Genomic DNA, 22,850 nt, shown 5'->3' with positions numbered 1-22,850 from the left:
GCAACGCTACAAGTAGAGAGTGTTATCTATGGTAATCAACGTTGGGCGGATTTGAACATCTATGATTGCATTAACTACGTCGTTCTTAATGTCGGCGTCGCTGGCCGCCAAATAGGTGTCGTACTCAACAGAGAGCTTTGCGACCTGACTATCGTCTTCCATAAGAACATAAATCGGGCGCTCAAGGTTTCCGAGATCATGTAGGTCCAAGAGCTCCGATTTCTGCTGCGGCATTCGAAGACCATCCAAGAGCGTTTTCATACGATTGTCGATATCACCCTTGGCGAGCAGGTGCGGGCTATTTGGTGCCACCAAGAGCAAAACGGACACTTCACATGACAGATGTGAGTGTTTTACCGCCAAGGGTACAAAGTGCTTTTGGCAAAACGAAAAATGTTTTGCGAAAAGTCGCGAAAGCGGAACACGGCCCTCGTCGTCGTTGGATTGTCCCAATGACAACCCTTGGTCTGTTGATGTGCTTAACCATGTGCTCAAATGTTCGTGTGAGTTCCAAAACCTTTGCAGTTGTGGGTGAAAATACTCCCTTAGATGCCAAATATCTCTGAGCTTTCGGCTGTTGCCCTTGAGAGGGCCAACGTAAGAAAGTCGTAGCCTCATTCAACCCGCCCCCACAAATCATACTCCCCGGCCTCGTCCACCTCGACCGTCACGATATCCCCCGGCTTCAACCCCTCGAAGTCCTCGTCGATGAACAGGTTGCCGTCGATTTCCGGCGCGTCCGCCTTGGTGCGGCAGGTGGCGGCCTCGGCGTCCACCTCGTCCACGATCACCTCGATGCGGCTGCCGACCTTGGCGGCCAGCTTCGCCGCCGAGATCGCCTGCGCCTTTTCCATGAACCGCTCCCAGCGGTCCTGCTTGACCTCGGCCGGCACGTGGTCCGGCAGGTCGTTCGACCGGGCGCCGTCCACGTTCTCGTATTGAAAGCAGCCGACGCGGTCCAGCTGCGCCTCGTCCATCCAGTCGAGCAGCGTCTGGAACTCGGCCTCGGTCTCGCCCGGGTAGCCGACGATGAAGGTCGAGCGCAGGGTGATGTCGGCGCAGACCTCGCGCCAGGCGGCGATCTCGTCCAGGGTTTTCGCCGCCGCCGCGGGCCGCGCCATGCGCTTCAGCACGTCCGGGTGGGCGTGCTGGAACGGAATGTCGAGATAGGGCAGCACGTTGCATCCCGCATCCGCCATCAGCGGGATCAGGTCGCGCACATGTGGGTAAGGGTAGACGTAATGCAGCCGCACCCAGGCTTCCATCCGCCCCAGTTCGCGCGCCAGGTCGGTGATGTGGCTGCGCACCTCGCCGTCCTTCCACGGGTTCACGTCGTGTTTCCGGTCAAGCCCGTAGGCCGAGGTGTCCTGGCTGATGATCAGCAACTCGCGCATGCCGCTTTCCACCAGCTTTTCGGCCTCGCGCAGCACCGCGTGGGCCGGGCGGCTGGCCAGACGCCCCCGCATGTCGGGGATGATGCAGAACCGGCACTTGTGATTGCAGCCCTCGGAAATCTTCAGATAGCTGTAATGGCGGGGTGTCAGCTTGACGCCCGAGGCGGGCAGCAGGTCCACGAACGGGTGCGGGTCGGGCGGCACGGCGGCATGCACGGCATCCAGCACCTGCTCGTACTGGTGCGGGCCGGTGACGGCCAGGATGCGCGGGTGATGCTCGCGGATGTAATCCGGCTCGGCCCCCAGGCACCCCGTCACGATCACCTTGCCGTTCTCCACCAGCGCCTCGCCGATGGCCTCCAGCGATTCCGCCTTGGCGCTGTCGAGGAATCCGCAGGTGTTGACGATCACCGCATCGGCCCCGGCATAGTCGGGCGAGATGCCGTACCCCTCGGCGCGCAGCCGGGTCAGGATGCGCTCGCTGTCCACCAGCGCCTTGGGACAGCCGAGCGAGACCATGCCGATGGTCGGCTGGCCGGCGCGGGGCGCATCGGTAAAGCGGGCGGCGGGCGCCAGGTCGGGGCGGAGGTTCGGTGGGTTCGTGCTCATTGCGCGCATATAGTGGGGATCACTTCTGCTTGCAAATGTTGCGAGAGCAAGGCTGGCTTGTCATATGCAATGCATAATCAGAACAGGTGAGGAGCAGAATCATGGGCTGGCTTTTGCGGATCGCGTTCATTCTGATCGCGGTGGTCGTGTTGGTGATCGGCGCGCTTCTGCTGATGCCCGGGGACAAGCTGGGCGCCATTCTCGCGGACCAGGTCAAGGCGCAGACCGGGCGTGAGTTGACGCTGTCGGGCGATGTAAGCCTGTCTTTCTGGCCGGTTCTGGGCATCGAGACCGGGCCTGTGACCATCGGCAACGCGGACTGGGCCGGCCCCGAGCCGATGCTCTCGGCGCAGGGGCTGGCCGTCGGAGTCGACGCCTCGGCCCTGCTGTCCGGCAATGTCAGGATCAGGCAGATCGTTGCCCGGGATCCGGTCCTGCGCCTCGAATCATCGCAAGGTCGCGGCAACTGGGAGTTCGGCGCCCCTTCGGCGCCAGCGGCAACCCCGACCGGGCCCGGGCAGGCCCCCGCCGAACAGCGCGAGGTCACGCTCGACTCGCTGGAACTGACCAACGCGCGCCTGATCTATGTCGAAGAAGGCGAGACCCGGATGGATTTCGCCAATGTCGATCTGGCGGCCAGCTGGCCCGCGCCGACCGCGCCGCTCGAGGTGCGGGCGCGGCTGAAGCTGGGGGATGGTCCGATCGACGTCGACATGCGGATCCCCGACCTGCCCGGTTTCGCCTCCGGGACGGTGACCGGGATGGACATGGCGCTGACCGCCCCGGGCGGGGCCATCACCTTTGCCGGCAAGGTGAACACTGCCGGAGAGATGGCGGGAACCACCCGGATCAAGACCACGGATACCGCAAGGATGCTGGCCGCTTTCGGGCAGGCGGGGGTTGCGGTGCCGAAGGGGCTGGGGCAGGTGGCCAATGTCACCGCGCAGATGACCTATACGCAGGATGGCCGCCTGTCGCTGCGCGACCTCACGGCAGTCCTGGACCAGAACCGCTTCACCGGCGAGGCCGACATGATCGCCGCCGACCCGCCGCAGGTGACGGCCCGTCTGGCCGCGGGCGATCTGGACCTGTCGCAGATCGGAGGACCGAGCGCCCCGTCCGCAGGCGGTGGCGCAGGGGCGCAGACGCCGCAGGGATGGTCCAAGGCGCCGATCGACGCCTCGGCCCTGTCGCTGGCCAACGGTTCGATCCGCCTCGACGCCAATTCGATCTCGACCGGCGATCTGAAGCTGGGCCCCAGCCGCGTCACCCTGACCCTGGACCGGGCGCGCGCGGTTCTGGAGATGCATCCCGTCACCCTGTTCTCGGGAACGCTTACGGGGCAGCTGGTGGCCAACAACCGGGGCGGCCTGTCCGTGGCAGGCGACATGAAGATTGACGGGATCGAGACGCAGGAGGCGCTGTCCACGCTGGCCGGGGTCGAGCGGCTGTCCGGCAAGGCGTCGGGCGCGGTCAAGTTCCTGGGCGTCGGCCAGACCGAAGATCAGATCATGCGCTCGCTGAACGGCGAGGGGCGCATCGACATGGGGCGCGGCGTGATCTCGGGCTTCGACCTGGACCGGCTGATGGGGTCGGGGGCCGGAACGGGAGGAACCACGGTGTTCAACAGCCTGGCGGCAAGTTTCACGATCATCGATGGCGACCTGTTCAACCGTGACCTGCTGATGCAGCTCGACAATTTTCGTGCCGACGGCGACGGGCGCATCGGGCTTGGCGCGCGCGACATCGACTACCTGTTCACGCCGGTCGCGCTTCGGGCCAACTCGGGTCAGGGGCTGGCAGTGCCGGTCCGCATCGTGGGGCCCTGGGCGGATCCCGCCATCAAGCCCGATCTCAGCAAGGTGATCGAGGCGGCGAAGGAAAAGAAGCTGAACGAGGTCGAGGCCAAGGCCAAGGACAAACTGCGGCAGAAGCTGGAAAAGGAACTCGACACCACGATCACCGAGGAACAGGATCTCGAGGAGGTCATCAAGGACAGACTGGAGGAAGAGGCCAAGAAGGGCTTGCTCAAGCTGCTGGGCGTGGACTGAACCTGGCCGACCCTCGCCGCCGGTGGCCCGTTCGAGAGCCTCCGGCGGGAGTATTTGGTAAAAGATGAAGCCGCGAACGGATCAGATCGTCTGGTCGTAGTCGCCCACCGCCGGTTCGGTGCGGATCACCGCGTCGATATCGGCAAAGATCGCCCGCATTTCCTGTTCGCTCTCGCTGCTTTCGCAGACCACGACCAGGTTCGGCGTGTTGGACGAGGCGCGCACCAGCCCCCAGCTGCCGTTGTCGAGGATGACGCGGGCGCCGTTCACCGTCACGACCTCCTTGATCGCGCGGCCGGCAAAGCTTTCGCCGGCTTCGTGCTTGGCGACCAGCTTGTCGACCAGGCGCGCGAGGATGTCGTATTTCTCGGTATCGGCCGCATAGGGCGACATGGTCGGCGTCGACCAGGTCTTGGGCAGGGCCTTGCGCAGGTCCGACATGCTCTTGTCCGGGTTGCGGTCCATCAGCTTGCAGATCTCGACCGCCACGCGCATGCCGCAGTCGTATCCGCGGCCGATGGGTTCGGCCAGGAAGTAGTGCCCGGATTTCTCGAACCCCGCCAGCGCGCCGATTTCCTTGACGCGCCGCTTCATGTGGCTGTGGCCGGTCTTCCAGTAGACCGCCGTTACCCCGTTCTTCTGCAGCTCCGGATCGGCGGCGAACAGGCCGGTCGATTTCACGTCGGCCACGAAGGTCGCGTTCGGATGCAGCTTGGACAGGTCGCGGGCCATGATCACGCCCACCTTGTCGGCAAAGATCTCTTCGCCTTCGTCATCCACGACGCCGCAGCGGTCGCCGTCACCGTCGAAGCCCAGCGCCAGGTCGGCGTCTGTGGCCTTCACCGTGGCGGCCATGTCGTGCAGCATCTCCATGGCCTCGGGGTTGGGGTTGTAGTTGGGGAAGGTGTAATCCAGCCGGTTGTGGCTGGGCACGACCTCGACCCCCATCCGCTCGAAGATCTCGGGCGCAAAGGCCGAGGCGGTACCGTTGCCCGTGGCGCAGACGACCTTGAGCGGCCGGGACATGCGGAAATCGCCCACCAGATCGTCGATATAGGCTTCGCGCACTCCTTCGACGAATTCGTAGGTGCCGCCGGGCCGCGTCTCGAAATCGCCGCTCAGCACGATGTCGCGTAGTTCGGCCATCTCGTCCGGCCCGTGGGTCAGCGGGCGCTCGAACCCCATCTTCACCCCGGTCCAGCCGTTCGGATTGTGTGAGGCCGTCACCATCGCCACCGCCGGCACGTCCAGGTGGAACTGCGCGAAATAGGCCATGGGGCTCAGCGCCGGGCCGATATCCTTGACCTGGATGCCGGCCTGCATCAGGCCCAGGATCAGCGCGTTCTTGATGGCCAGCGAATAGTCGCGATAGTCGTTGCCGACCGCGATCACCGGCTCGATCCCGCGCCTGTGCATCTGGGTGCCCAGGCCCAGGCCCAGGGCGGTCATGCCGGGCAGGTTGATCTCGTCCGGGTATTTCCAGCGCGCGTCATATTCGCGAAAGCCGGTGGGCTTGATCATCGGGTCGCGCAGAAAACTCCAGGTGTTCGGCGTCACCTCGGCGAGGGGTTTGGTCATGAGGAAAAACTCTTGCTTCAGATCTTGATCGGGTTTGCTTTAGCCAAGGCGTCAAAGCGCATCAAGGTGGCGACAAGCTCGGGCATCTGCCCGAGCGGGATCATGTTCGGCCCGTCCGAGGGGGCGTTGTCCGGGTCCTGGTGCGTCTCGATGAAGACCGCGCCGACGCCCAGCGCCACCGCCGCCCGCGCCATCACCGGCGCGAATTCGCGCTGTCCGCCGGACGAGCCGCCCTTGCCGCCCGGCTGCTGCACCGAATGGGTGGCGTCCATCACCACCGGATACCCCGTTTGCGCCATCTGCGGCAGCGACCGCATGTCCGCCACCAGCGTGTTGTAGCCGAACGAGGTTCCGCGCTCGGTCAGAAGGATGTTCTCGTTGCCGGTGCTTTCGATCTTTTCGACGATGTTGGGCATCTCCCAGGGCGCCAGGAACTGGCCCTTCTTGACGTTGACCGCCTTGCCGGTTTCGCCCGCCGCCAGCAGCATGTCGGTCTGGCGGCACAGGAAGGCCGGGATCTGCAGCACGTCCACCGCCTGCGCCGCGACGGCGCACTGGTCTTCGGTATGCACGTCGGTGAGCACCGGAATGCCCATCGACTGCCGGATGCCGTCCAGCACCTTCAACCCGGCGTCGATGCCCATGCCGCGCTTGCCTCCCAGCGAGGTGCGGTTGGCCTTGTCATATGAGGCCTTGAACACGTACTGCGCGCCGGCGGCGTCGCAGGCTTCTTTCATCGCGCCGGCGATCATCTGGGCGTGATCGGCGCTTTCAAGCTGGCAGGGGCCCGCGATGATGGTGAGCGGAAGGTCGTTGCCGACCGTGAGATCGGCGATTCTTACATGTTTCATGAGTCTTACGAGGATACCTGTTCACGAAGGACCGACGCGGTAAGCGAGATCAGAAGGTAGATACCAGCAAACAGGAGGAATGCCAAAATCGTATTTTCGAACTTGCGCGGATAGCTCGGCTCCTGGCTGGGAACCGGATTGACCGAGACGGTCAGATAGCGCACCTGCCGGTTCGCCTCCATCCGGGTGTTTTCCATTTGCTGCAACGCGGTTTGCAGCATCATGTCCCGCGTGACCAGATCGGCCTGCGCCATCTGGATGCGCACGCTCAGCCGAGCCAGCGAGTTTTCGCCATTCGAGGCATCGACCATTTCGGCGTTCAGATCCTCCAGCACCGCCTCCAGCCGCTCGATATCGCCCTGCACGCCTTCGACCTTGGCCTTGTTGGGGCGGGCATTGTCCAGCAGGGCCGCCAGCTGCAGCCGCTTGTCCTGCAACTGCACCTCGACCTGGTCGATGCGGCCGCGCAGGCTGGCGATGACACCCTCGGGATCCAGAACCGCGCCCTTCAGCTGCAGTTCGACCAGGTCCTCCTGCGCCTTGCGCCGCTCGTCCTGCGCCATCTCGAAGCTCTGGCGCGCATCCTTCATCTGGTCCTCGCGCTTCTTTTCGGACAGGTTGTTCACCCGATCCTCGGCGTAAGAGATCAGCTTCTGCGAGAACTCGGTCGCCGTGGCCGGATCCGCCGCGGCCACCTCCATGCGGATGACGCCCTCGGTCGGGTCGTAGCCGAGTTTGATCATGCGCTTGTAGGTCTTGTAGGCCTCTTCGTTGCTGGCGTCCGGGTCCAGCCGCTGTATCGGGTCGATGTCCGGCTGCTGGAAATGCGCGGCAAACCCCGCGTCGCGGTCCAGCAGCAGCATCGCCTCCTTCGATTCGAGGAAGGACTGGACCGAGATCGAATCCTGCGACGTCGCGAATTGCGTGCCGGCAAGCAGCCCGCCCACGGCGCCCATCTGGCCGTCGGCCTGCAGGATCACGAATTCCGACTTGCTGGCATACATCGGCGTGGCGACGCGGTAGAAATAGTATCCGACCAACAGCGTCGGCAGCAGGACAAAGGCCGCCAACCGCGCGAACAGCGCCATCAGCTTGCGGCGGCGGCGGCGCACGATGTCGCGCTGGATCCGGCCGATCTCGACCTCGCGCCGCTGCGCCGGGCTCAGTTCGGCCGCAGGCAGGGTTTCGCCCGGCTTCCGCAGGGTTTGCGGCAGCTTGATCTCGGACGAACCGGCGCCTTCGGCATCCTCGCGCGCGCCCTGTTTCCCGGACACGACCAGATCCAGCAGGTTCGAACGCTGCAGCGGGTCGATGCCCTTTTGCCGCAGAAGGCGCACGGCGTCGTAGTCCGATGTTGCAGGCAGGCCGTGTTTCTGCGCCAGCCGCCGCGCCACGCGCAACTGCCGCCCGGTCAGACCCTCGCGCTTGATCGCGTCCAGTTCGCGGCTGGCCGCGGCGTCCTCGCCCCCGCCCAGCGCCTGGCGAATCCGTTCGGCGGGCGACAGCTCGGTCTCCCCGCGCGCCGCTTCCGCCCGTTCTGCCCCGGCGCCGGAAGGTTGGGGGATGCGGTATTTCCTAGCCTTGGGTTTGGTAGTCATAAAGCTGCTTCGCCTCTTCCAAGGTGTCAAACATGTAAAGCTGCCCGTCCACCAGGACAGCCGCCTGCCGGGCAAATTTTTCCAGTGTCTCGGGGCTGTGCGAAACGATCACGATGGTCGTGGTGCGCAGCCGTTCGCGCAGGATCGATCCGGCCTTGCGGTTGAACTCGACATCCGTCGTGGCCGGCATGCCCTCGTCGATCAGGTACATGTCGAAATCCAGCGCCAGCATCAGCGCAAAGGTGAACCGCGCCCGCATCCCCGAGGAATAGGTGCCCAGCGGCTGGTTGAAATACTCCCCCAGATCGCACAGCCACCGGCAATAGGCTTCGACATAGTCTGAATCCATGCCGTAGATCTTGGCGATGTAGCGCGCGTTTTCCAGCGCCGACAGCATGTTGGACACGCCGCCCACGAATCCCATCGGGAAGGACACGCGGCACTCGCGCCGGATCACGCCCTCATCCGGTTTTTCCAGCCCCGCCATCATGTTGATGAGTGTGGTCTTGCCGGTGCCGTTCGGCGCCAGGATGCCCAGCGACTTGCCCAGTTCCACCCGGAACGAGACCCGGTCCAGGATCACCTTGCGGCGGGTCCCGGTCCAGAAGGACTTGCTGACGTTTTCAAACTCAAGCATCTGCCGCCTTGCGGTTCTCGTGATCCGGGCCGGACACGGATGGCCGGCCTTGTCGGGGTACTGTCCGATACCCCCGGATGGTGGCCACATTATGCCGAAATGTGAAACAAATGATCAATGCGTACGGGGCGGGGAGGGGCGCTCTGGGCAAGCTTTGTGACAATCAAGTCTCTCCTGTCCGGTCCGCTTCCGCGGGATTCCGCTGCGGGGCTTTGACCACTGGACCACTGCCGCCGGATGCCTATCTTTCCGCCATGGCCCGCACAACCCGGTTTCCGCCCAAGGATTGCGCCCTTGCCCGCGCTTGCTGACGAGATCAGGGGCTGCCGCCTCTGCGCCCAGCGTTTCGCCGCCACCGCGACGGCGCATGAACCGCGCCCGGTGGTCTGGTTCCGCCCCGGCGCGCGGATCCTGATAGCAGGGCAGGCGCCTGGCGCGCGGGTCCACGCCTCGGGCCGGCCCTTCACCGACCCCTCGGGCGACCGGCTGCGAGACTGGCTGGGGATCGGCGAGGACATCTTCTATGACCTGTCCCTCGTCGCCGTGGTGCCGATGGCCTTCTGCTTTCCCGGCTACGACGCCCGCAACGCCGACCTGCCGCCGCCGCCGGTCTGCCGCCGCACCTGGCACGGCCGGGTCATGGCCCAGTTGGGGGACGTGCCCCTGACCATCCTCGTCGGCGGCCATGCGCACAAATACCACCTCGCCGCCAAAACCCCCGTGACCGAAACCGTCCGCTCCTGGCGGGACCATGCGCCGCGGGTCTTCGCCTTGCCACATCCGTCGTGGCGCAATACGGCATGGCTGAAGAAGAACCCGTGGTTCGAGGCCGAGTTGCTGCCGGTCCTGCGCGCGCGGGTGCAGGAGGTGCTGAATGACTGACACGACGGCGCTGGATGCGGCCCACGCGGCAATGGAAGCCGCGCCGCAGGATGACGCGGCCCGGCTCCGCTTTTTCGAACGGCTGGCCGACGCCGAACTGTTCCTGCTGCTGACCGAAGAAGCCGCGGATGAGAACATCTCGCCCGAGCTGTTCGACGTGGCCGACGGGCGTTTCGTGCTGGCCTTCGACCGCGAGGACCGTCTGGCCCGCTTCGCCGGCCGGCCCGCGCCCTATGCCGCGCTTTCCGGGCGGGTGCTGTCGGCGATGCTGGCAGGGCAGGGCATCGGGCTGGGATTGAACCTCGAAGTCGCGCCCTCATCGATCCTGATCCCGGCCGAAGCGATGGGCTGGCTCAGCGACACGCTCAGCCACGTCCCGGACGAGGTGCAGACGCGGATCGCCGAGTTTCACGCGCCCAAGGGGCTGCCGGAAAACCTGATCGCCGCGCTCGACGCCAAGCTGGCGACGACGGCGGGGCTGGCGCAGACGGCGTTTCTGGTGGGCACCGTGGACGCGGGCGGCGCGCGCGGCCACATGCTGGGCTTCGTCGGGGCAGTGACCGAAGCGCAGGGCGCGCTGGCCAAGGCCGCGTCCGAGGCGCTGACCTTCTCGGGCATCGAGGCGGGGGCGATGGATGTGGGTTTCTTTGCGCCCGACGATCCGGTGACGGCGCATCTGGCCAAGGCGGGTCTCAGGTTCGACCTGCCGCAGCGGTCCGAGCAGCGCGCCGTACGGCCCGCGCCCGGCTCAGACCCGGACCGCCCGCCGATCCTGAAATAGCAAGGGCCGGGCGCGCCCAGGCGACCCGGCCCCTCCAATCGTTCCTCGGATCATTCCGCGGCGGCGTCCAGCTTGTCCTGCGTGCGGGTGTCGAAGTCGCTGGCGTCGTGACGCTCGCGCAGCTGGAAGCGCGGCTCGCCGGACGCGCGGTTGACCATCCGCCCCCGGCTGACCGCCGGACGGGCGTCGATCATCTCGGCCCAGCGCAGCACGTTCTTGTAGCTGGTCACGTCCAGGAACTCGCCGGCGTCATACAAACGTCCCAGCACCAGCTGCCCGTACCAGGGCCAGATCGCGATGTCGGCGATCGAGTAGTCCTCGCCCGCGATATAGGTCTTGTCCGCCAGTTCCCGGTCCAGCACGTCCAACTGCCGCTTCGCCTCCATCGAGAAGCGGTTGATCGGGTATTCCCACTTCTCCGGCGCATAGGCGTAGAAATGTCCGAACCCGCCGCCCAGGTAGGGCGCGCTGCCCATCTGCCAGAACACCCAGTTCATCACCTCGGTCCGCGCCGGACCTTCCTTGGGCAGGAATTCCCCGAATTTCTCGGCCAGATGGAACAGGATCGAGGCGCTTTCGAAGACGCGCACCGGCTCCTTGCCGGACCGGTCCATCAGCGCCGGGATCTTGGAGTTCGGGTTGATCTCGACAAAGCCCGAACCGAACTGCTCGCCGTCGGTGATGCTGATCAGCCAGGCATCGTATTCGGCCCCCGCATGTCCCAGCGCCAGAAGCTCTTCCAGCATCACCGTCACCTTCACCCCGTTGGGCGTGGCCAGCGAATAAAGCTGCAGCGGATGCTTGCCGACCGGCAGTTCCCGGTCATGCGTGGCGCCTGCGACCGGACGGTTGATGCTGGCGAACCGGCCGCCGCTGGTGCCGTCCCAGGTCCAGACCTTGGGCGGGGAGTATGTGGAGTTGTCGCTCATTGCGCGCCTTTCTCGTAGTTTCGGGCCCGGTGCGCCCGTTCCGTTCTCAGCTAATGCCGAATAGGCCAGAGTCCAACCCCGTGGGCAAGAGCCGCGTCGTAACATTTCCCGGCGCCGCTTCACGAATGCCCCAACCGCTCTCACATCGGCGCGAGGCCCCCTGCGATTGCGGTCGGAAATCCATATTCTCGCCTCCGGACCGGTCCGCGCCGGTGCCCCGAACGAGTCGAACGAAAAGGACCACAGACATGAAGCGTTTCGCCCTTGCCATCGCCGCCGCCGCGGCCTTTGCCCTTCCCGCCCATGCCGGCCCGCAATATGTCGACGGCACCGGCTTTGCCGTCTCCGGCTACGACGTGGTCGCCTATCGCGGTCTCGATCAGGCCGCCGTCGGCGCGCCGCAGCCCGAAGGCGTCAAGGGCCGCGCTGACATCACCGCCGACTACAACGGCGCCACCTGGGCCTTTGCGACCGAAGAGAACCGCGACAAGTTCCTGGAAAACCCCGCCTTTTACGCGCCCCAATATGACGGCCACTGCGCCTACGGCGTGTCCAAGGGCGGCAAGGTACCCGGCAACCCGAACCTCTGGCGGATCGTCGATGACAAGCTCTATCTCAACATCACCACCAATGTCGTCGGGTTCTGGGAAGAGGACATCCCCGGAAACATCAACATTGCCGAGGGCAACTGGCCGGGGATCGAATCCGCCGATGCCTCGACCAACGTGATTCCGAACTTCACCTCCGATGCGCCGGTGAGCAACTGATCGCCGTCCGCCCCGGCAGGATCAGGATTGGCCGACGCCCGACTGGAAACGGATCGAGACCTGCCTTGCGCCCGGAAACATCTGCGACTGGATCGTCGCCGGAAGCGTAACCTCGCCCGTACCGGCCTTGGGGCAGCGGAACACGACGATCTTCGGCTTGGCCCGGCGGGCGTGTTCCAGCACCGAGGCGGGCAGCGCCACGCGGTTGATGCCCGCCTCGGCGGTGGACGCGACGATATATGTCAGGTGACGCCCGTGGCAGCGGACGGCAATCGCCACATGATCCTTCGGCGCGCCATCCCGCGCGGCGGGCTGGGCAGGCTTTTCCTTCAGCCCGTCGGCATCGACGAAGGACAGGTTGTCCAAGCTGACGACGTTGGCATCCAGAAGGGCCTGACAGGTGGCCATTTCCTCGACTGAAAACTCGATGACCCGCACTTCGATTTTCGGCCGGCGGGGTTTTGGCGGGACGTTCCTGGCGCAGTGCGCCGAACCCGCCAGACCTTCCTTGCGAAGCACGTCATAGGCGGCCTTGGCGCGGGCGAAATCCTCGTTGTCCCCGCCCGAGTGATCGGGATGCGCCTGAAATGCGACGCGTCTCCAGGCTTCGCGGATTTCATCGGGGCCGGCGTCGACATCGACACCCAACTCCTCGAGGGCCGCCGTGCGCGCCCTGACTTTGTCAATCGGACCCATACTCAAAAACTCTTCAACCGTAGTAAGGTTCACCCTCGCGTCAATGCCGTGCCGCTGTCAAATTCATCCGTTTCTTTGGGCGCGCAACGGAGACAATCGCGATTTCAGAACGCGATTGGCCGCGATTGGGTATGAATTAACCGCGATGTTCCAAAGGTTTCCGAACCCGCCACAGCCAGGCCGGACCGCGTTACCCGAATCTGTCGGAAGTTGTTGACCAGAAACGCGAAATTTCGCCGTGCCCGCCGGCGTGGTTGCCCCTGCGGAACGCGGCGAACCGGTCGCCACAGTGGACCGCGCAACAAAAAAACCCGCACCTTGCGGCGCGGGTCTTTGTCCGGGTATCGGCGCGGCCTCAGCGGCGGCGGTCGCGGCGGGCGCTCATCGGCTGGAACGCGACGCCCACATGCGCCTCGCAATAGGGCTTGCCCTGTTCCACCGGCAGGCCGCAGAACCAGAAATCCTCGGTTGCCGGATCGCCCACCGGCCATTTGCAGGTGCGCTCGGTCAGCTCCATCAGCGTCAGCTTCTTGGCCTTTTTCTCGACCTCGTTGACCTTGGCCAGCGCCTCGGGGCTGATCTCGTTGGCCGAGGGCTGCGGCGGCAGCGGCTGGCCGGCCGGAATGATCTGGCGGCGCGCAGGCGCGGCAGGCTTGGCTTCGGCGGCGGGCGCCGCGGCCGGGCGGGCCGGTTCGGTCTTGGGCGCGGGTTTGGGCTTGGCCTCGGCCTTGGGAGCGGCGGGCGCGGGTTTCTCCTTGACCTCCGCCTTGGCGGGCGCGCTGCCCGAGGTGCGGTTCGACAGGCCCAGGCGGTGCACCTTGCCGATCACGGCGTTGCGGGTCACGCCGCCCAGTTCCTTGGCGATCTGGCTGGCCGACTGGCCTTCGCCCCACATTTTCTTGAGCAGTTCAACGCGCTCGTCAGTCCAGGACATGGGTAGCCTTTCAAAAAGCGGGAAAGCGGCCCCCATTATCGCGGCCGCCTTCGGAATTCGTCTCGACGCCCTATTCTAATCACTGCGGGCCGAGTTACAAGGCATCTTCGAATCAGACGGGGGCGGGAACATGCAGAATCTCACGGACCGGGGCGAGCGCGGGTTCGGCCGATTCAACTGGATGGGTCTTTACACGCTGGCGCAGCGCGAGGTGCTGCGGTTCCTGGTCGTGTGGACGCAGACTCTGCTGGCGCCGCTGGTCACCGCCGGGCTGTTCCTGCTGATCTTCAACATCGCGGTCGGGCCGGGCCGGCCGGACGTGATGGGCGTGCCGTTCCTGACCTTCCTGGCGCCCGGCATCATGATGATGACGGTGATCCAGAACGCCTTCGCCAACACCTCCTCCTCGATGGTCATCGCCAAGGTGCAGGGCAACATCGTGGACACCCTGATGCCGCCGCTGTCGCCGCTCGAGATTCTGCTGGGCTACCTGGCGGGCGGGGTGGCGCGCGGTGCGCTGATCGCGCTGTCGGTCGGCCTCGCGATGGCGCTGCTGCTGGGGCTGGTGCCGCAGAACCTGCTGCTGTCGCTCGCCTTCGTCGTGCTCGGCGGGGCCTTCATGGGGGCGCTGGGCCTGTTCGCCGGGATCTTCGCCAACAAGTTCGACCAGATGGCGGCGATCACCAATTTCATCGTGACCCCGCTCGCCTTCCTGTCGGGCACGTTCTACTCGGTGGACGCGCTGCCGCCGCTGCTGAACCGGCTGACCCATGCCAACCCGGTGTTCTACCTGATCGACGGTCTGCGCTTCGGCATGATCGGAGTGTCGGACAGCTCTCCCTGGCTGGGTCTGGCGGTCTGCACCGGCGCGACGCTGCTGGTCTGCGCCGTCACCTGGCAGATGCTGCGGACCGGCTACCGGCTCAAGGCCTAGATCACGTCCGGTTCGGCCAGCGAACCCGGCTGCCACGGCTCCCGCGGGCGCCCGAGCCGCGGATGCAGCCGCGCGGCGATCAGCCATGCGCCGATCAGCGCCAGGCCGCCTGCCACAAAGATCCCCGCCACCGGCGTCGCCAGCAGCACCAGCGACGCAACCCCCGGCGTCAGGATGCCCGAGACGTCGCGGTAGCTGGAATAGATCGCCGACATCTCGGTCCGCTCGGACGGCTTCACCGCCATCAGGAACGGCAGCCCGGCGCAGATGTCCAGCAGGATCAGCCAGATGGAGCCGAGGACCAGCGCCGCCACCGCCACCACCGGCCAACCCGCCAGGATGCCCGCGGTCAGGAAGCAGACGGCCCCAACGGCAAAGCCGGTGCGCACCGCCGCCCGCAGTGACCGCCCCTGCACCCAGCGCAGGATCAGCGGCGAGGTGAACAGCATCCCGTTGGTGAAGGACAGAAGGATGCCGCCCAACTGATCGCCCAATCCGTTCTGGATGGCGAAGATCGGCAGGTAGACGATATAGATCCACCAGCCGCAGGACCGGATCATGGCGAACAGGTACCCGGCCACCAGCCTCGGCTGCGCGAAGAAACGCGGCAGGAAGGCCAGCGGGTTCTTCGCCGGGCCACGCGCCTTGGTGATCAGCTTGCCGTTGCCCAGCCGCAGCACCCAGAACACCGCCAGCATCACCGCGGCCGCCACCGCGCTGATCACGAAGGGGGCTGGGGCCCAGACCTCCATCAGCAGCACGCCCGCCATCGGCCCCGCCGTCCAGCCGAGCGCGCTGTAGAACATCCGGCTGGTTTCGCAGCGGCCAAGCTCGATCCGGTCGATGTAATCCAGGACATAGGCGTTGAAGCAGATGAAGGTGACCACCGCCGCCACGGTGTTGCAGGCCAGCGCCGCCACCACCGCCTCGGGGCTGCCCAGGATCGCCAGCCCCGCGCCGGCGATGAACAGCAGGCACCCGCCGGTATAGGCCCAGCGGCGCGGGATGTAGCGGATGACGAACGGCATCATCAGCCCCGCCACCAGCGAAACGATCCCGATCAGGAAATACAAGAAGGACACCGTCGCCGCGTCGCCCAGCGCCCGGTACATGATCAGCGGAAAGACCGAGATCAGGATGCCGCGCACCACCGCTTCGAGCCCGGCAAGAATCCCGAAATCCCGCACCGAGGGGGCAGGGGCATGACGGACCCATTCGGGAATTCGGCGCTCGTGCATCCGGCAATCTCTCTAACCAACTAGGGCCCAACATGCCCGCCGCGCGCCGCGCGTCATGGGCAAATGCGACATTTGCGTCGCAGTCAGACGTTTTTGGCGTGTTTTTTGCTCCCCCCAAAGGGGAGGGCGGTCAGGGCGCGGCCACCCGGACCCGCCCCTCGCGCCAGACCAGAATCACCGCGCCGCCCAGGATGATCGCGGAACCGGTCAGCGTGACCATGTCCGGTACCACGTCGAAGACGGCCAGATCGTAGAGCGCCGCGAAGATCAGCGTCGCATAGCTGATCGGCGCCACGAACGAGGCATCGGCACGCGCCATTCCGTTGACGAAACAGGCCTGCGCGCAGGCCATCAGCAGCCCGATCCCGGCCAGCGCCGCCCATTGCACCGTCGTCGGCGGCTGCCAGACCGCCAGCGCCGCAATGCTCGCGATGGTCAGCCCCATAGCGTTGTTCACCAGCAGGATCTGGATCGGCGCCTCGCGGCCCGACAGCTTCTTGATGAAGATCAGCTCCATCCCGATCACGACCGCCGCCGCCAGCGCCAGCAGCGCCGCGGGCTGAAAGCTCGCCGGCGTGGGGCGCAGCAGCACCAGCGCCCCCGTCAGCGCCACCGCCGCCGCAAACCACCGCCACGGCCCGATGCGTTCGCCCAGCAGCGGAATCGCCAGGACCATCGCGAAGACGGGGTTGAGGAACGAGATCGCCGTCGCATCGGCCATCGGGATATGCGCGACCGATGCGAACATCAGCGTCACGCCCGCCCAGCCAAAGCTTGTGCGGCCCAGATGCAGCCGCCAATACGGGCGCCGCAGCCGCGGCCGCAGCAGGCCCACGGCCGAGACGATCGCGACAAATGCGAACAGGAACCGCCCGTGGCTGATCTGCATCGGATGCAGCGCCGGACCCAGCGCGCCGGTGCCCAGCGCCTTGGCCAGCAGCGTCGTGGCCGCGATGAACGCGGTCGCGGAAAAGATGAGCAGCGCCGCCAGCGCCGGATTCTGGGCCTTGGGTACGAACATGCGCCACCGGTGCGCCAGCGGGCGGGAAAAGACAAGCGGCAAAAACCGCGCTCAGCGCCGGACCGGCGGCGCGGCAAGCGCGGCCTTCGCGCGTTTCAGACCCTCCAGAAAGCGTTCGGCGCGGGCGATCCGCGCCTCGACCTCGTCGATCCGGTCCTGCAAAAAGGCTTCGCCGTCGAAGGTGTCGGGATCGGCGGCCTGCAACTGGCCCAGCAATACCGTCAGATCGGCAATGGAAATCCCCGCCGCCTGCGCGTCGGCGATCTGCTCCAGCGTGATCAGCGCGTCTTCGGGATAGTCCCGATAGCTGTTGGTGGCGTCAGGCCCCGGGGTCGAACGGATCAGCCCCTGCCGTTCATAAAATCGCAGCGTGTCACGGCTCAGGCCGCTGCGCCGGGCCAGTTCTCCGATACGCATATCTCAACAAAACCGTTGACTAAACTCCACTGTTTTGATCCTATTGAGGGCGCGCATCATCTGCAAGGGGAAAGACGATGGGACCCAAGTGCCAAAGCTGCGGCATGCCGCTCAGCAAGGATCCCGAGGGCGGCGGCAGCGAGGTCGACGGTACCCGCAGCAGCCGCTACTGCTCGATTTGCTACGAGAACGGCGCCTTCCGCCACCCCGGCGCGACGCTGGAAGAGTTCCAGGCCTATTGCCAGGATGCGCTGGCCGCCAACGGGATGCCGCGCATCCTGGCCTGGGCCTTCACCCGCGGCATGGGCCGGCTCGACCGCTGGCGCGAAGGATGACATCGACCGGCCGGCGGCGATAATTCCCCGCCCTGCATTTCCCGTCTTTTCAGCCCGACCGAAAGGCGCTATGCAGCGCCCATGATCAAACATGGCGAAATCACCTTTCTCCGACGCCGACGCATCGCCGCGTAACCGGCCGTTTGATCCTTGCGCATCGCCCAAATGCGCACACTCCTAACCAAACCAGTTGACGAACCCTGCTCCGGTGTATCACTCACTTGGGTTCAAACCAGATGAAAAGGATGATCCGATGATCCCGTCCGTTCTGCCGACCTACAACCGCGCGCCCCTCAGCTTCGTCAAGGGCGAAGGCGCCTGGCTGACCGAGGCGGACGGGCGACGTTTCCTGGACCTGGGCGCTGGCATCGCGGTGAACGCGCTGGGCCACGCGCATCCCGCCCTGGTCAACGCCCTGACCGAACAGGCGCATGCGCTCTGGCATGTCTCGAACCTCTACCAGATCCCGCAGCAGCAGGCGCTGGCCGACATGCTGGTCGAACACACCTTCGCCGACACGGTGTTCTTCACCAATTCCGGCACCGAGGCCTGCGAACTGGCGGTCAAGATGGCGCGAAAGCATTTCCACGACAAGGGCCAGCCCGAGCGGGTCGAGATCATCACCTTCGACGGCTCGTTCCACGGGCGCTCCTCGGCCGGCATCGCCGCCGCCGGGTCGGAAAAGATGACCAAGGGCTTCGGCCCGCTGCTGCCCGGTTTCGTGCACGTGAAATTCGGCGATCTCGACGCCGTCACCACGGCCATCACCGACAGGACCGCCGCCATCCTGATCGAGCCGGTGCAGGGCGAGGGCGGCATCCGCCCCGTGCCCGACGCGGACATGAAGACGCTGCGCCGCATCTGCGACGAGAACGGCCTGCTGCTGATCCTGGACGAGGTGCAGTGCGGCGTCGGCCGCACCGGCCGGCTCTTTGCCCACGAATGGGCGGGCATCACCCCCGACATCATGATGGTGGCCAAGGGCATCGGCGGCGGCTTCCCACTGGGCGCGGTGCTGGCCACCGAAAACGCCGCTTCGGGCATGACCGCCGGCACCCACGGCTCCACCTATGGCGGCAACCCTCTGGGCTGCGCCGTCGGCTGCGCGGTGATGGAACAGGTCGCGACGCCCGCCTTTCTCGAGGGCGTCAGCCGCAAGGCGGGCCTGTTGCGCCAGAAACTCGAAGGGCTGGTGGCCGATCACCCCGAGGTCTTCGAAGAGGTGCGCGGCATGGGCCTCATGCTCGGGCTCAAGTGCAAGGCGACCAACACCGATGTGGTCGGCGCGGGCTATGACAACCTCGTCATCACCGTACCGGCCGCCGACAACGTGATCCGCCTGCTGCCGCCGCTGACCCTGACCGAGGACGACATCGCCGAGGCCCTCATCCGCCTCGACAAGGCCGCCACGCAGGTCGAGAAACAGCTCGCGACCGCCTGACCTTCATCTTTTTCCAAATACTCCGGGGGTGTTGGGGGCTGGCCCCCACCCGCCGATCAGCCAAAAGCGAACCGAAATGAACCATTTTCTCGACCTCCACAAGACCGACGCCGCCGCGCTGCGCTCCATGATCGACCAGGCCGGCGCCATGAAACAGGCCCGCCAGGGCCGCCCCAAGGCCGCGCCCGACGACGACCAGGCGCTGGCCGGCCGGATGGTGGCGCTGATCTTCGAGAAACCCTCGACCCGCACCCGCGTCTCCTTCGACGTGGGCGTGCGCCAGATGGGCGGCGAGACGATGGTGCTCTCGGGCAAGGACATGCAGCTTGGCCATGGCGAAACCATCGCCGACACCGCCCGCGTTCTGTCGCGCTACGTGGACATGATCATGATCCGCACCTTCGACGAGACCATCCTGACCGAGATGGCCGAATATGCCGACGTGCCGGTGATCAACGGCCTGACCGACCGCACGCATCCCTGCCAGATCATGGCGGACGTGCTGACCTACGAGGAACACCGCGGCCCGATCAAGGGCAAGAAGGTGGTCTGGACCGGCGACGGCAACAATGTCTGCGCCTCCTTCCTGCACGCCGCGGGGCAATTCGGCTTCGACTTCACGTTCACCGGCCCCGCCCAGTTCGACCCCGAAGAGGAATTCATGGGCTTCGCCCGCCAGAAGGGTTCGAAGATCACCGTCGAGCGCGACCCCTACAAGGCGGTCGAGGGCGCGGACCTGGTGGTCGCCGACACCTGGGTGTCGATGCATGACGCGCAATCCGCCAAGGAGCGCCGCCACAACCTGCTGCGCCCCTATCAGGTCAACGCGGAACTGATGGCCCACGCCAAGCCGGACGCGCTGTTCATGCACTGCCTGCCCGCGCATCGCGAGGAAGAGGCGACCTCCGAGGTGATGGACGGCCCCAACTCGGTCATCTTCGACGAGGCCGAAAACCGCCTGCACGCGCAGAAGGCCATCATGCGCTGGTGCCTCGGCGTCTGAGCCCAACGATTGGCGGCGGGGGGCGCGCCGCCGCTCAATACTGAAATCCTTTTTGTCCAAACGACGCTTCCGGGCGCATCATTGTTCGTTTTGGACCGAGATGTCACGGTTTGTCCGTGCGCAGGTTTGGGTTTGCAGCGCAGCTCTGATCACCCGGAGTTGCCGTGCATATCTTAGATAGCCGTGCAAAAAACAAGGCCGCTCAACTGAGATTTGGGCGGTGGCCAAATCGGACCAGGTTTACACATTCGACTGGCTGGCTTCGGAAAAGATCTGCGCGATTGATATCTGATTGGGTATGCGCAATCCTCTCAAAACGATACTTGAAAATGATCGCGATAAATGATTCGTATCAAGATAAATCTATTTTGGGTTGCATTGCTCTACGCTACAGCGGCATATGCCGGCCCGGACCCTTATCGTCCCGCGCTTCCTGCCTACCATAGCCAACCGTGGTGTGTTGGGGAGTTCACGAAACTGCACACCGATGCCGGCCCCTATCGAAACGGATCCATAGCGCAGGTCGGACCCTACTACTTCCGGGTATGCCGTGCGTATTTGTCGCCCAAAATCAACGGCCAACGGGTCATGCGGTTCTTCTACAACCCACGGCGCGTCGATGACCTGCAGCACGAGACGGCGATGGTTGGCTTGGTGGTTAACGGGTTGGCAACTTGGGAAAAGAATGAAGAATTTCATCTGACACACAGCAAGCATGTTGGATATCGGCAGTTTGGCAACGTGACCTACGAGATCCGTCAATACATCAGTCCAGGTGACGACACCTTCGTGGGGCGAAAGTTTTTCATGTTCGTTTCAGAGAAAAACGAGAATGATACGGAGTATCCGCCGCATTTCATCGATTGCTCAAAGGAACTTGATCGCCACCCGGCTGAATCCATGAACTGCATGATCAAAGTTGGATACGGTCAGATCTGGGCAAACTTACAATTCATCGGCGGTGGCCCCGAACATACGCCGATACCCATTGACAGGTTTCCGATCTTTGCTCAGGACGTTATACGAATTCTGAGAACAGCGGATGTGACCAAAGAAGTTACAGCCGGGTCGATCAATCTGCCGAGGTGGGACTAGGCGTAGGGACAGCGCCCGCTCCCAAAATAGCACCTTCTGCCGCCTCGGAGCTTGAAGCAGGGTCTTGAAAACACCACCGGCCCTACGTCAAACCGGCCGCCGCCCTCAGACGAAGGCGTTCAGCAGCAGGAAGATCAGCGCCGACATCACCGCCGCGGCAGGGACGGTGATGACCCAGGCGGCGACGATGGTCAGGAAATGCGACCGGCGGACCAGCTTGCGGCGCTGCCGCTCCTCGCGCGCCATGCGCATCTCGGGCGGGCGCTTGTTGTTCGAGTTCCGCCGCCGCCGCTCGGAATGCCATTCCCGGAAGAATCCCACGCCGAACACGCCGCCGACGGCGATGTGGGTCGAACTGACCGGCAGGCCCAGCCAGCTTGCCACGATCACGGTGATCGCCGCCGACAGCGCCACGCAATAGGCCCGCATCGGGTTCAGCTTGGTGATCTGGCTGCCGACCATGCGGATCAGCTTGGGGCCGAACAGGAACAGCCCGAACGAGATGCCGAAGGCCCCGATGACCATGACCCAGCTCGGGATCGACACCTTGTCGGCAAAGCCGCCGAACTCGGTCGCGTGCACGATGGCGGCCAGCGGGCCGACGGCATTGGCCACGTCGTTGGCGCCATGGGCGAAACTCAGCAGGCCCGCGGAAATCACCAGCGGCAGGCCGAACAGCGTCTTGACCGACTTGGTCCGGTTCTCCATTCCCTCGGATTTGCGCCGCACCAGCGGCACCGTGACGGCCCAGGAGGCGACGCTGGTGACCAGGCCGATCAGCAGCGCCATCTCCAGGTCGATCTTGACGATGCGCTTCAGGCCCTTGATCGCCAGGTAGGTGGCGAAGGTGCCCGCCATCACCGCCACCAGGATCGGCACCCAGCGGCGCGCCGCCGCGATCTTGTCGTCCTGGTACTGGATCTTGGCCTTGATCAGCGCAAGGAAGGCGGCGGCGATCACCCCGCCCAGCACCGGCGAGATCACCCAGCTGGCGGCGATCGTGCCCATCGTGCCCCAGCTCACCGCGCTCATACCCGCCGCGGCGATGCCGGCGCCCATGACGCCGCCGACGACCGAATGGGTGGTCGACACCGGCGCGCCCACCCAGGTCGCCAGGTTCACCCACAGCGCCGACGAGATCAGCGCCGCCATCATCGCCCAGATGAACACCTGGCTGTCCTGCACCGAAGTCGGATCGATGATCCCCTTCGAGATGGTCGAAACCACGTCGCCCCCGGCCAGCAGCGCCCCGGCGCTTTCCGCGATGGCGGCGATGGCGATGGCGCCGCCCATGGTCAGCGCATTGGCGCCCACCGCCGGCCCCATGTTGTTGGCGACGTCATTGGCCCCGATGTTGATCGCCATGTAGGCGCCGAACGCGGCCGCGGCGATCACGACGAGGTTGCCGTTGACGCCGCCGAAGAACACCGACGCCACCACCCCGGCGACCACGATGAAGGCCAGCGCGATCCCCGGCGCGACCATCGGGCGGGCCACGTAGGCATTCGCCTGTTCAACGCGCGAGATCCGCTTGAGATCCTTGTCTAGGGCTTTCCATCGGGTTTGGGTTTCGGTGTCGGACATCGTCTCTTGGGCCATGTGATCAGTCGCACCTGCGACTACGGCCCCGGGGCCCCGGAAACAAGAGATTTGTCACGA

23 protein-coding genes are annotated in these 22,850 nt (G+C 65.2%); 10 read left to right on the top strand and 13 right to left on the bottom strand.

Features of this window, described 5'->3' with window-relative positions; genetic code table 11:
* Positions 1-6: 6 nt before the first annotated feature.
* Entirely contained in the window at positions 7-330 is a 324-nt protein-coding gene (locus FGK63_RS01550; RefSeq protein ID WP_218961087.1) for a hypothetical protein, read from the bottom strand.
* Between the two features lie 5 nt (positions 331-335).
* Between FGK63_RS01550 and FGK63_RS20890 the strand changes: the two genes are divergently transcribed.
* Positions 336-566, top strand: a complete 231-nt coding sequence (locus FGK63_RS20890; protein ID WP_218961086.1) for a hypothetical protein — start codon at positions 336-338, stop codon at positions 564-566.
* A gap of 48 nt (positions 567-614) precedes the next feature.
* Here the strand turns inward: FGK63_RS20890 and rimO are convergent, their stop codons facing one another.
* Positions 615-2,003, bottom strand: a complete 1,389-nt coding sequence (gene rimO, locus FGK63_RS01545; protein WP_138839840.1) for a 30S ribosomal protein S12 methylthiotransferase RimO — start codon at positions 2,001-2,003, stop codon at positions 615-617.
* Positions 2,004-2,104: 101 nt separating this feature from the next.
* On the opposite strand from rimO, the gene FGK63_RS01540 reads away from it, so the two are divergent.
* Positions 2,105-4,054: an AsmA family protein gene (locus tag FGK63_RS01540; RefSeq protein ID WP_138839839.1), complete on the top strand. Its 1,950-nt coding sequence runs from the start codon at positions 2,105-2,107 to the stop codon at positions 4,052-4,054.
* 81 nt (positions 4,055-4,135) lie between these two features.
* Here the strand turns inward: FGK63_RS01540 and FGK63_RS01535 are convergent, their stop codons facing one another.
* The 4 genes from FGK63_RS01535 to FGK63_RS01520 are packed head-to-tail and all read right to left on the bottom strand — an operon-like array spanning position 4,136 to position 8,718.
* Complete coding sequence (locus tag FGK63_RS01535) at positions 4,136-5,632, bottom strand: phosphomannomutase/phosphoglucomutase (RefSeq protein WP_138839838.1); 1,497 nt, start codon at positions 5,630-5,632, stop codon at positions 4,136-4,138.
* A gap of 17 nt (positions 5,633-5,649) precedes the next feature.
* Positions 5,650-6,483, bottom strand: a complete 834-nt coding sequence (kdsA, locus tag FGK63_RS01530; protein WP_138839837.1) for a 3-deoxy-8-phosphooctulonate synthase — start codon at positions 6,481-6,483, stop codon at positions 5,650-5,652.
* Between the two features lie 5 nt (positions 6,484-6,488).
* Entirely contained in the window at positions 6,489-8,081 is a 1,593-nt protein-coding gene (locus FGK63_RS01525; protein ID WP_138839836.1) for a KpsE/RkpR family capsule polysaccharide export protein, read from the bottom strand.
* Complete coding sequence (locus FGK63_RS01520) at positions 8,059-8,718, bottom strand: ABC transporter ATP-binding protein (protein WP_138839835.1); 660 nt, start codon at positions 8,716-8,718, stop codon at positions 8,059-8,061. The genes FGK63_RS01525 and FGK63_RS01520 overlap by 23 nt, the downstream gene beginning before the upstream one ends.
* 294 nt (positions 8,719-9,012) lie before the next feature.
* On the opposite strand from FGK63_RS01520, the gene FGK63_RS01515 reads away from it, so the two are divergent.
* Together FGK63_RS01515 and FGK63_RS01510 are read left to right on the top strand one after the other, a co-directional pair.
* Positions 9,013-9,600 carry a uracil-DNA glycosylase family protein gene (locus tag FGK63_RS01515; RefSeq protein WP_246043888.1) on the top strand — a complete coding sequence of 196 codons (588 nt, stop codon included), beginning with the start codon at positions 9,013-9,015 and terminating at the stop codon, positions 9,598-9,600.
* Entirely contained in the window at positions 9,593-10,381 is a 789-nt protein-coding gene (locus FGK63_RS01510; RefSeq protein ID WP_138839833.1) for an SseB family protein, read from the top strand. The genes FGK63_RS01515 and FGK63_RS01510 overlap by 8 nt, the downstream gene beginning before the upstream one ends.
* A 50-nt stretch (positions 10,382-10,431) precedes the next feature.
* Here the strand turns inward: FGK63_RS01510 and yghU are convergent, their stop codons facing one another.
* A complete protein-coding gene (gene yghU / locus FGK63_RS01505) occupies positions 10,432-11,310 on the bottom strand; it encodes a glutathione-dependent disulfide-bond oxidoreductase (RefSeq protein ID WP_138839832.1) in 879 nt (292 codons plus the stop codon).
* A 248-nt stretch (positions 11,311-11,558) separates the two neighbouring features.
* Between yghU and FGK63_RS01500 the strand changes: the two genes are divergently transcribed.
* Entirely contained in the window at positions 11,559-12,077 is a 519-nt protein-coding gene (locus FGK63_RS01500; protein ID WP_138839831.1) for a YHS domain-containing (seleno)protein, read from the top strand.
* A gap of 21 nt (positions 12,078-12,098) precedes the next feature.
* On the opposite strand, the gene FGK63_RS01495 is transcribed toward FGK63_RS01500, so the two are convergent.
* Both FGK63_RS01495 and FGK63_RS01490 read right to left on the bottom strand, forming a co-directional pair.
* Positions 12,099-12,773, bottom strand: a complete 675-nt coding sequence (locus FGK63_RS01495) for a J domain-containing protein (protein ID WP_138839830.1) — start codon at positions 12,771-12,773, stop codon at positions 12,099-12,101.
* Positions 12,774-13,128: 355 nt separating this feature from the next.
* Positions 13,129-13,707, bottom strand: a complete 579-nt coding sequence (locus FGK63_RS01490; RefSeq protein WP_138839829.1) for a GcrA family cell cycle regulator — start codon at positions 13,705-13,707, stop codon at positions 13,129-13,131.
* Positions 13,708-13,837: 130 nt separating this feature from the next.
* Here FGK63_RS01490 and FGK63_RS01485 point away from each other — a divergent pair, with 130 nt between their 5' ends.
* On the top strand, positions 13,838-14,641 hold the full coding sequence (locus FGK63_RS01485) for an ABC transporter permease (RefSeq protein WP_138839828.1): 804 nt from the start codon (positions 13,838-13,840) through the stop codon (positions 14,639-14,641).
* Here FGK63_RS01485 and FGK63_RS01480 read toward each other — a convergent pair.
* The 3 genes from FGK63_RS01480 to FGK63_RS01470 form a co-directional block, all read right to left on the bottom strand.
* Positions 14,638-15,879, bottom strand: a complete 1,242-nt coding sequence (locus tag FGK63_RS01480; RefSeq protein WP_138839827.1) for an MFS transporter — start codon at positions 15,877-15,879, stop codon at positions 14,638-14,640. The two genes, FGK63_RS01485 and FGK63_RS01480, sit on opposite strands and share 4 nt — an antisense overlap.
* A gap of 130 nt (positions 15,880-16,009) precedes the next feature.
* Complete coding sequence (locus FGK63_RS01475; RefSeq protein WP_138839826.1) at positions 16,010-16,900, bottom strand: DMT family transporter; 891 nt, start codon at positions 16,898-16,900, stop codon at positions 16,010-16,012.
* A gap of 51 nt (positions 16,901-16,951) precedes the next feature.
* Complete coding sequence (locus FGK63_RS01470; RefSeq protein WP_138839825.1) at positions 16,952-17,317, bottom strand: MerR family transcriptional regulator; 366 nt, start codon at positions 17,315-17,317, stop codon at positions 16,952-16,954.
* A gap of 77 nt (positions 17,318-17,394) precedes the next feature.
* On the opposite strand from FGK63_RS01470, the gene FGK63_RS01465 reads away from it, so the two are divergent.
* From FGK63_RS01465 to FGK63_RS01450, 4 genes are all read left to right on the top strand, one after another.
* Complete coding sequence (locus tag FGK63_RS01465; RefSeq protein ID WP_138839824.1) at positions 17,395-17,652, top strand: zinc ribbon domain-containing protein; 258 nt, start codon at positions 17,395-17,397, stop codon at positions 17,650-17,652.
* 253 nt (positions 17,653-17,905) lie between these two features.
* Entirely contained in the window at positions 17,906-19,093 is a 1,188-nt protein-coding gene (locus FGK63_RS01460) for an aspartate aminotransferase family protein (protein WP_138839823.1), read from the top strand.
* A gap of 76 nt (positions 19,094-19,169) precedes the next feature.
* Positions 19,170-20,096 carry an ornithine carbamoyltransferase gene (gene argF, locus FGK63_RS01455; protein ID WP_138839822.1) on the top strand — a complete coding sequence of 309 codons (927 nt, stop codon included), beginning with the start codon at positions 19,170-19,172 and terminating at the stop codon, positions 20,094-20,096.
* A gap of 342 nt (positions 20,097-20,438) precedes the next feature.
* Positions 20,439-21,191 (top strand): hypothetical protein, encoded by a 753-nt coding sequence (locus tag FGK63_RS01450; RefSeq protein ID WP_138839821.1) that lies wholly within the window; start codon positions 20,439-20,441, stop codon positions 21,189-21,191.
* Positions 21,192-21,296: 105 nt separating this feature from the next.
* On the opposite strand, the gene FGK63_RS01445 is transcribed toward FGK63_RS01450, so the two are convergent.
* Positions 21,297-22,775 carry an inorganic phosphate transporter gene (locus tag FGK63_RS01445; protein ID WP_138840424.1) on the bottom strand — a complete coding sequence of 493 codons (1,479 nt, stop codon included), beginning with the start codon at positions 22,773-22,775 and terminating at the stop codon, positions 21,297-21,299.
* Positions 22,776-22,850 lie beyond the last annotated feature (75 nt).

Source organism: Ruegeria sediminis (assembly GCF_005938215.1).
Classification (GTDB): domain Bacteria; phylum Pseudomonadota; class Alphaproteobacteria; order Rhodobacterales; family Rhodobacteraceae; genus Ruegeria; species Ruegeria sediminis.
This window is presented reverse-complemented; position numbering and strand designations above follow the sequence as displayed.

Coding starts and splice junctions, on each gene's coding strand:
- FGK63_RS20890 (WP_218961086.1), top strand. CDS start 336: ATGACAGATGTGAGTGTTTTACCGCCAAGGGTACAAAGTGCTTTTGGC.
- FGK63_RS01540 (WP_138839839.1), top strand. CDS start 2,105: ATGGGCTGGCTTTTGCGGATCGCGTTCATTCTGATCGCGGTGGTCGTG.
- FGK63_RS01495 (WP_138839830.1), bottom strand. CDS start 12,773: ATGGGTCCGATTGACAAAGTCAGGGCGCGCACGGCGGCCCTCGAGGAG.
- FGK63_RS01460 (WP_138839823.1), top strand. CDS start 17,906: ATGATCCCGTCCGTTCTGCCGACCTACAACCGCGCGCCCCTCAGCTTC.
- FGK63_RS01450 (WP_138839821.1), top strand. CDS start 20,439: ATGATTCGTATCAAGATAAATCTATTTTGGGTTGCATTGCTCTACGCT.
- yghU (WP_138839832.1), bottom strand. CDS start 11,310: ATGAGCGACAACTCCACATACTCCCCGCCCAAGGTCTGGACCTGGGAC.
- FGK63_RS01500 (WP_138839831.1), top strand. CDS start 11,559: ATGAAGCGTTTCGCCCTTGCCATCGCCGCCGCCGCGGCCTTTGCCCTT.
- FGK63_RS01475 (WP_138839826.1), bottom strand. CDS start 16,900: ATGTTCGTACCCAAGGCCCAGAATCCGGCGCTGGCGGCGCTGCTCATC.
- rimO (WP_138839840.1), bottom strand. CDS start 2,003: ATGAGCACGAACCCACCGAACCTCCGCCCCGACCTGGCGCCCGCCGCC.
- FGK63_RS01525 (WP_138839836.1), bottom strand. CDS start 8,081: ATGACTACCAAACCCAAGGCTAGGAAATACCGCATCCCCCAACCTTCC.
- kdsA (WP_138839837.1), bottom strand. CDS start 6,483: ATGAAACATGTAAGAATCGCCGATCTCACGGTCGGCAACGACCTTCCG.
- FGK63_RS01490 (WP_138839829.1), bottom strand. CDS start 13,707: ATGTCCTGGACTGACGAGCGCGTTGAACTGCTCAAGAAAATGTGGGGC.
- FGK63_RS01465 (WP_138839824.1), top strand. CDS start 17,395: ATGGGACCCAAGTGCCAAAGCTGCGGCATGCCGCTCAGCAAGGATCCC.
- argF (WP_138839822.1), top strand. CDS start 19,170: ATGAACCATTTTCTCGACCTCCACAAGACCGACGCCGCCGCGCTGCGC.
- FGK63_RS01535 (WP_138839838.1), bottom strand. CDS start 5,632: ATGACCAAACCCCTCGCCGAGGTGACGCCGAACACCTGGAGTTTTCTG.
- FGK63_RS01510 (WP_138839833.1), top strand. CDS start 9,593: ATGACTGACACGACGGCGCTGGATGCGGCCCACGCGGCAATGGAAGCC.
- FGK63_RS01445 (WP_138840424.1), bottom strand. CDS start 22,775: ATGTCCGACACCGAAACCCAAACCCGATGGAAAGCCCTAGACAAGGAT.
- FGK63_RS01520 (WP_138839835.1), bottom strand. CDS start 8,718: ATGCTTGAGTTTGAAAACGTCAGCAAGTCCTTCTGGACCGGGACCCGC.
- FGK63_RS01470 (WP_138839825.1), bottom strand. CDS start 17,317: ATGCGTATCGGAGAACTGGCCCGGCGCAGCGGCCTGAGCCGTGACACG.
- FGK63_RS01480 (WP_138839827.1), bottom strand. CDS start 15,879: ATGCACGAGCGCCGAATTCCCGAATGGGTCCGTCATGCCCCTGCCCCC.
- FGK63_RS01485 (WP_138839828.1), top strand. CDS start 13,838: ATGCAGAATCTCACGGACCGGGGCGAGCGCGGGTTCGGCCGATTCAAC.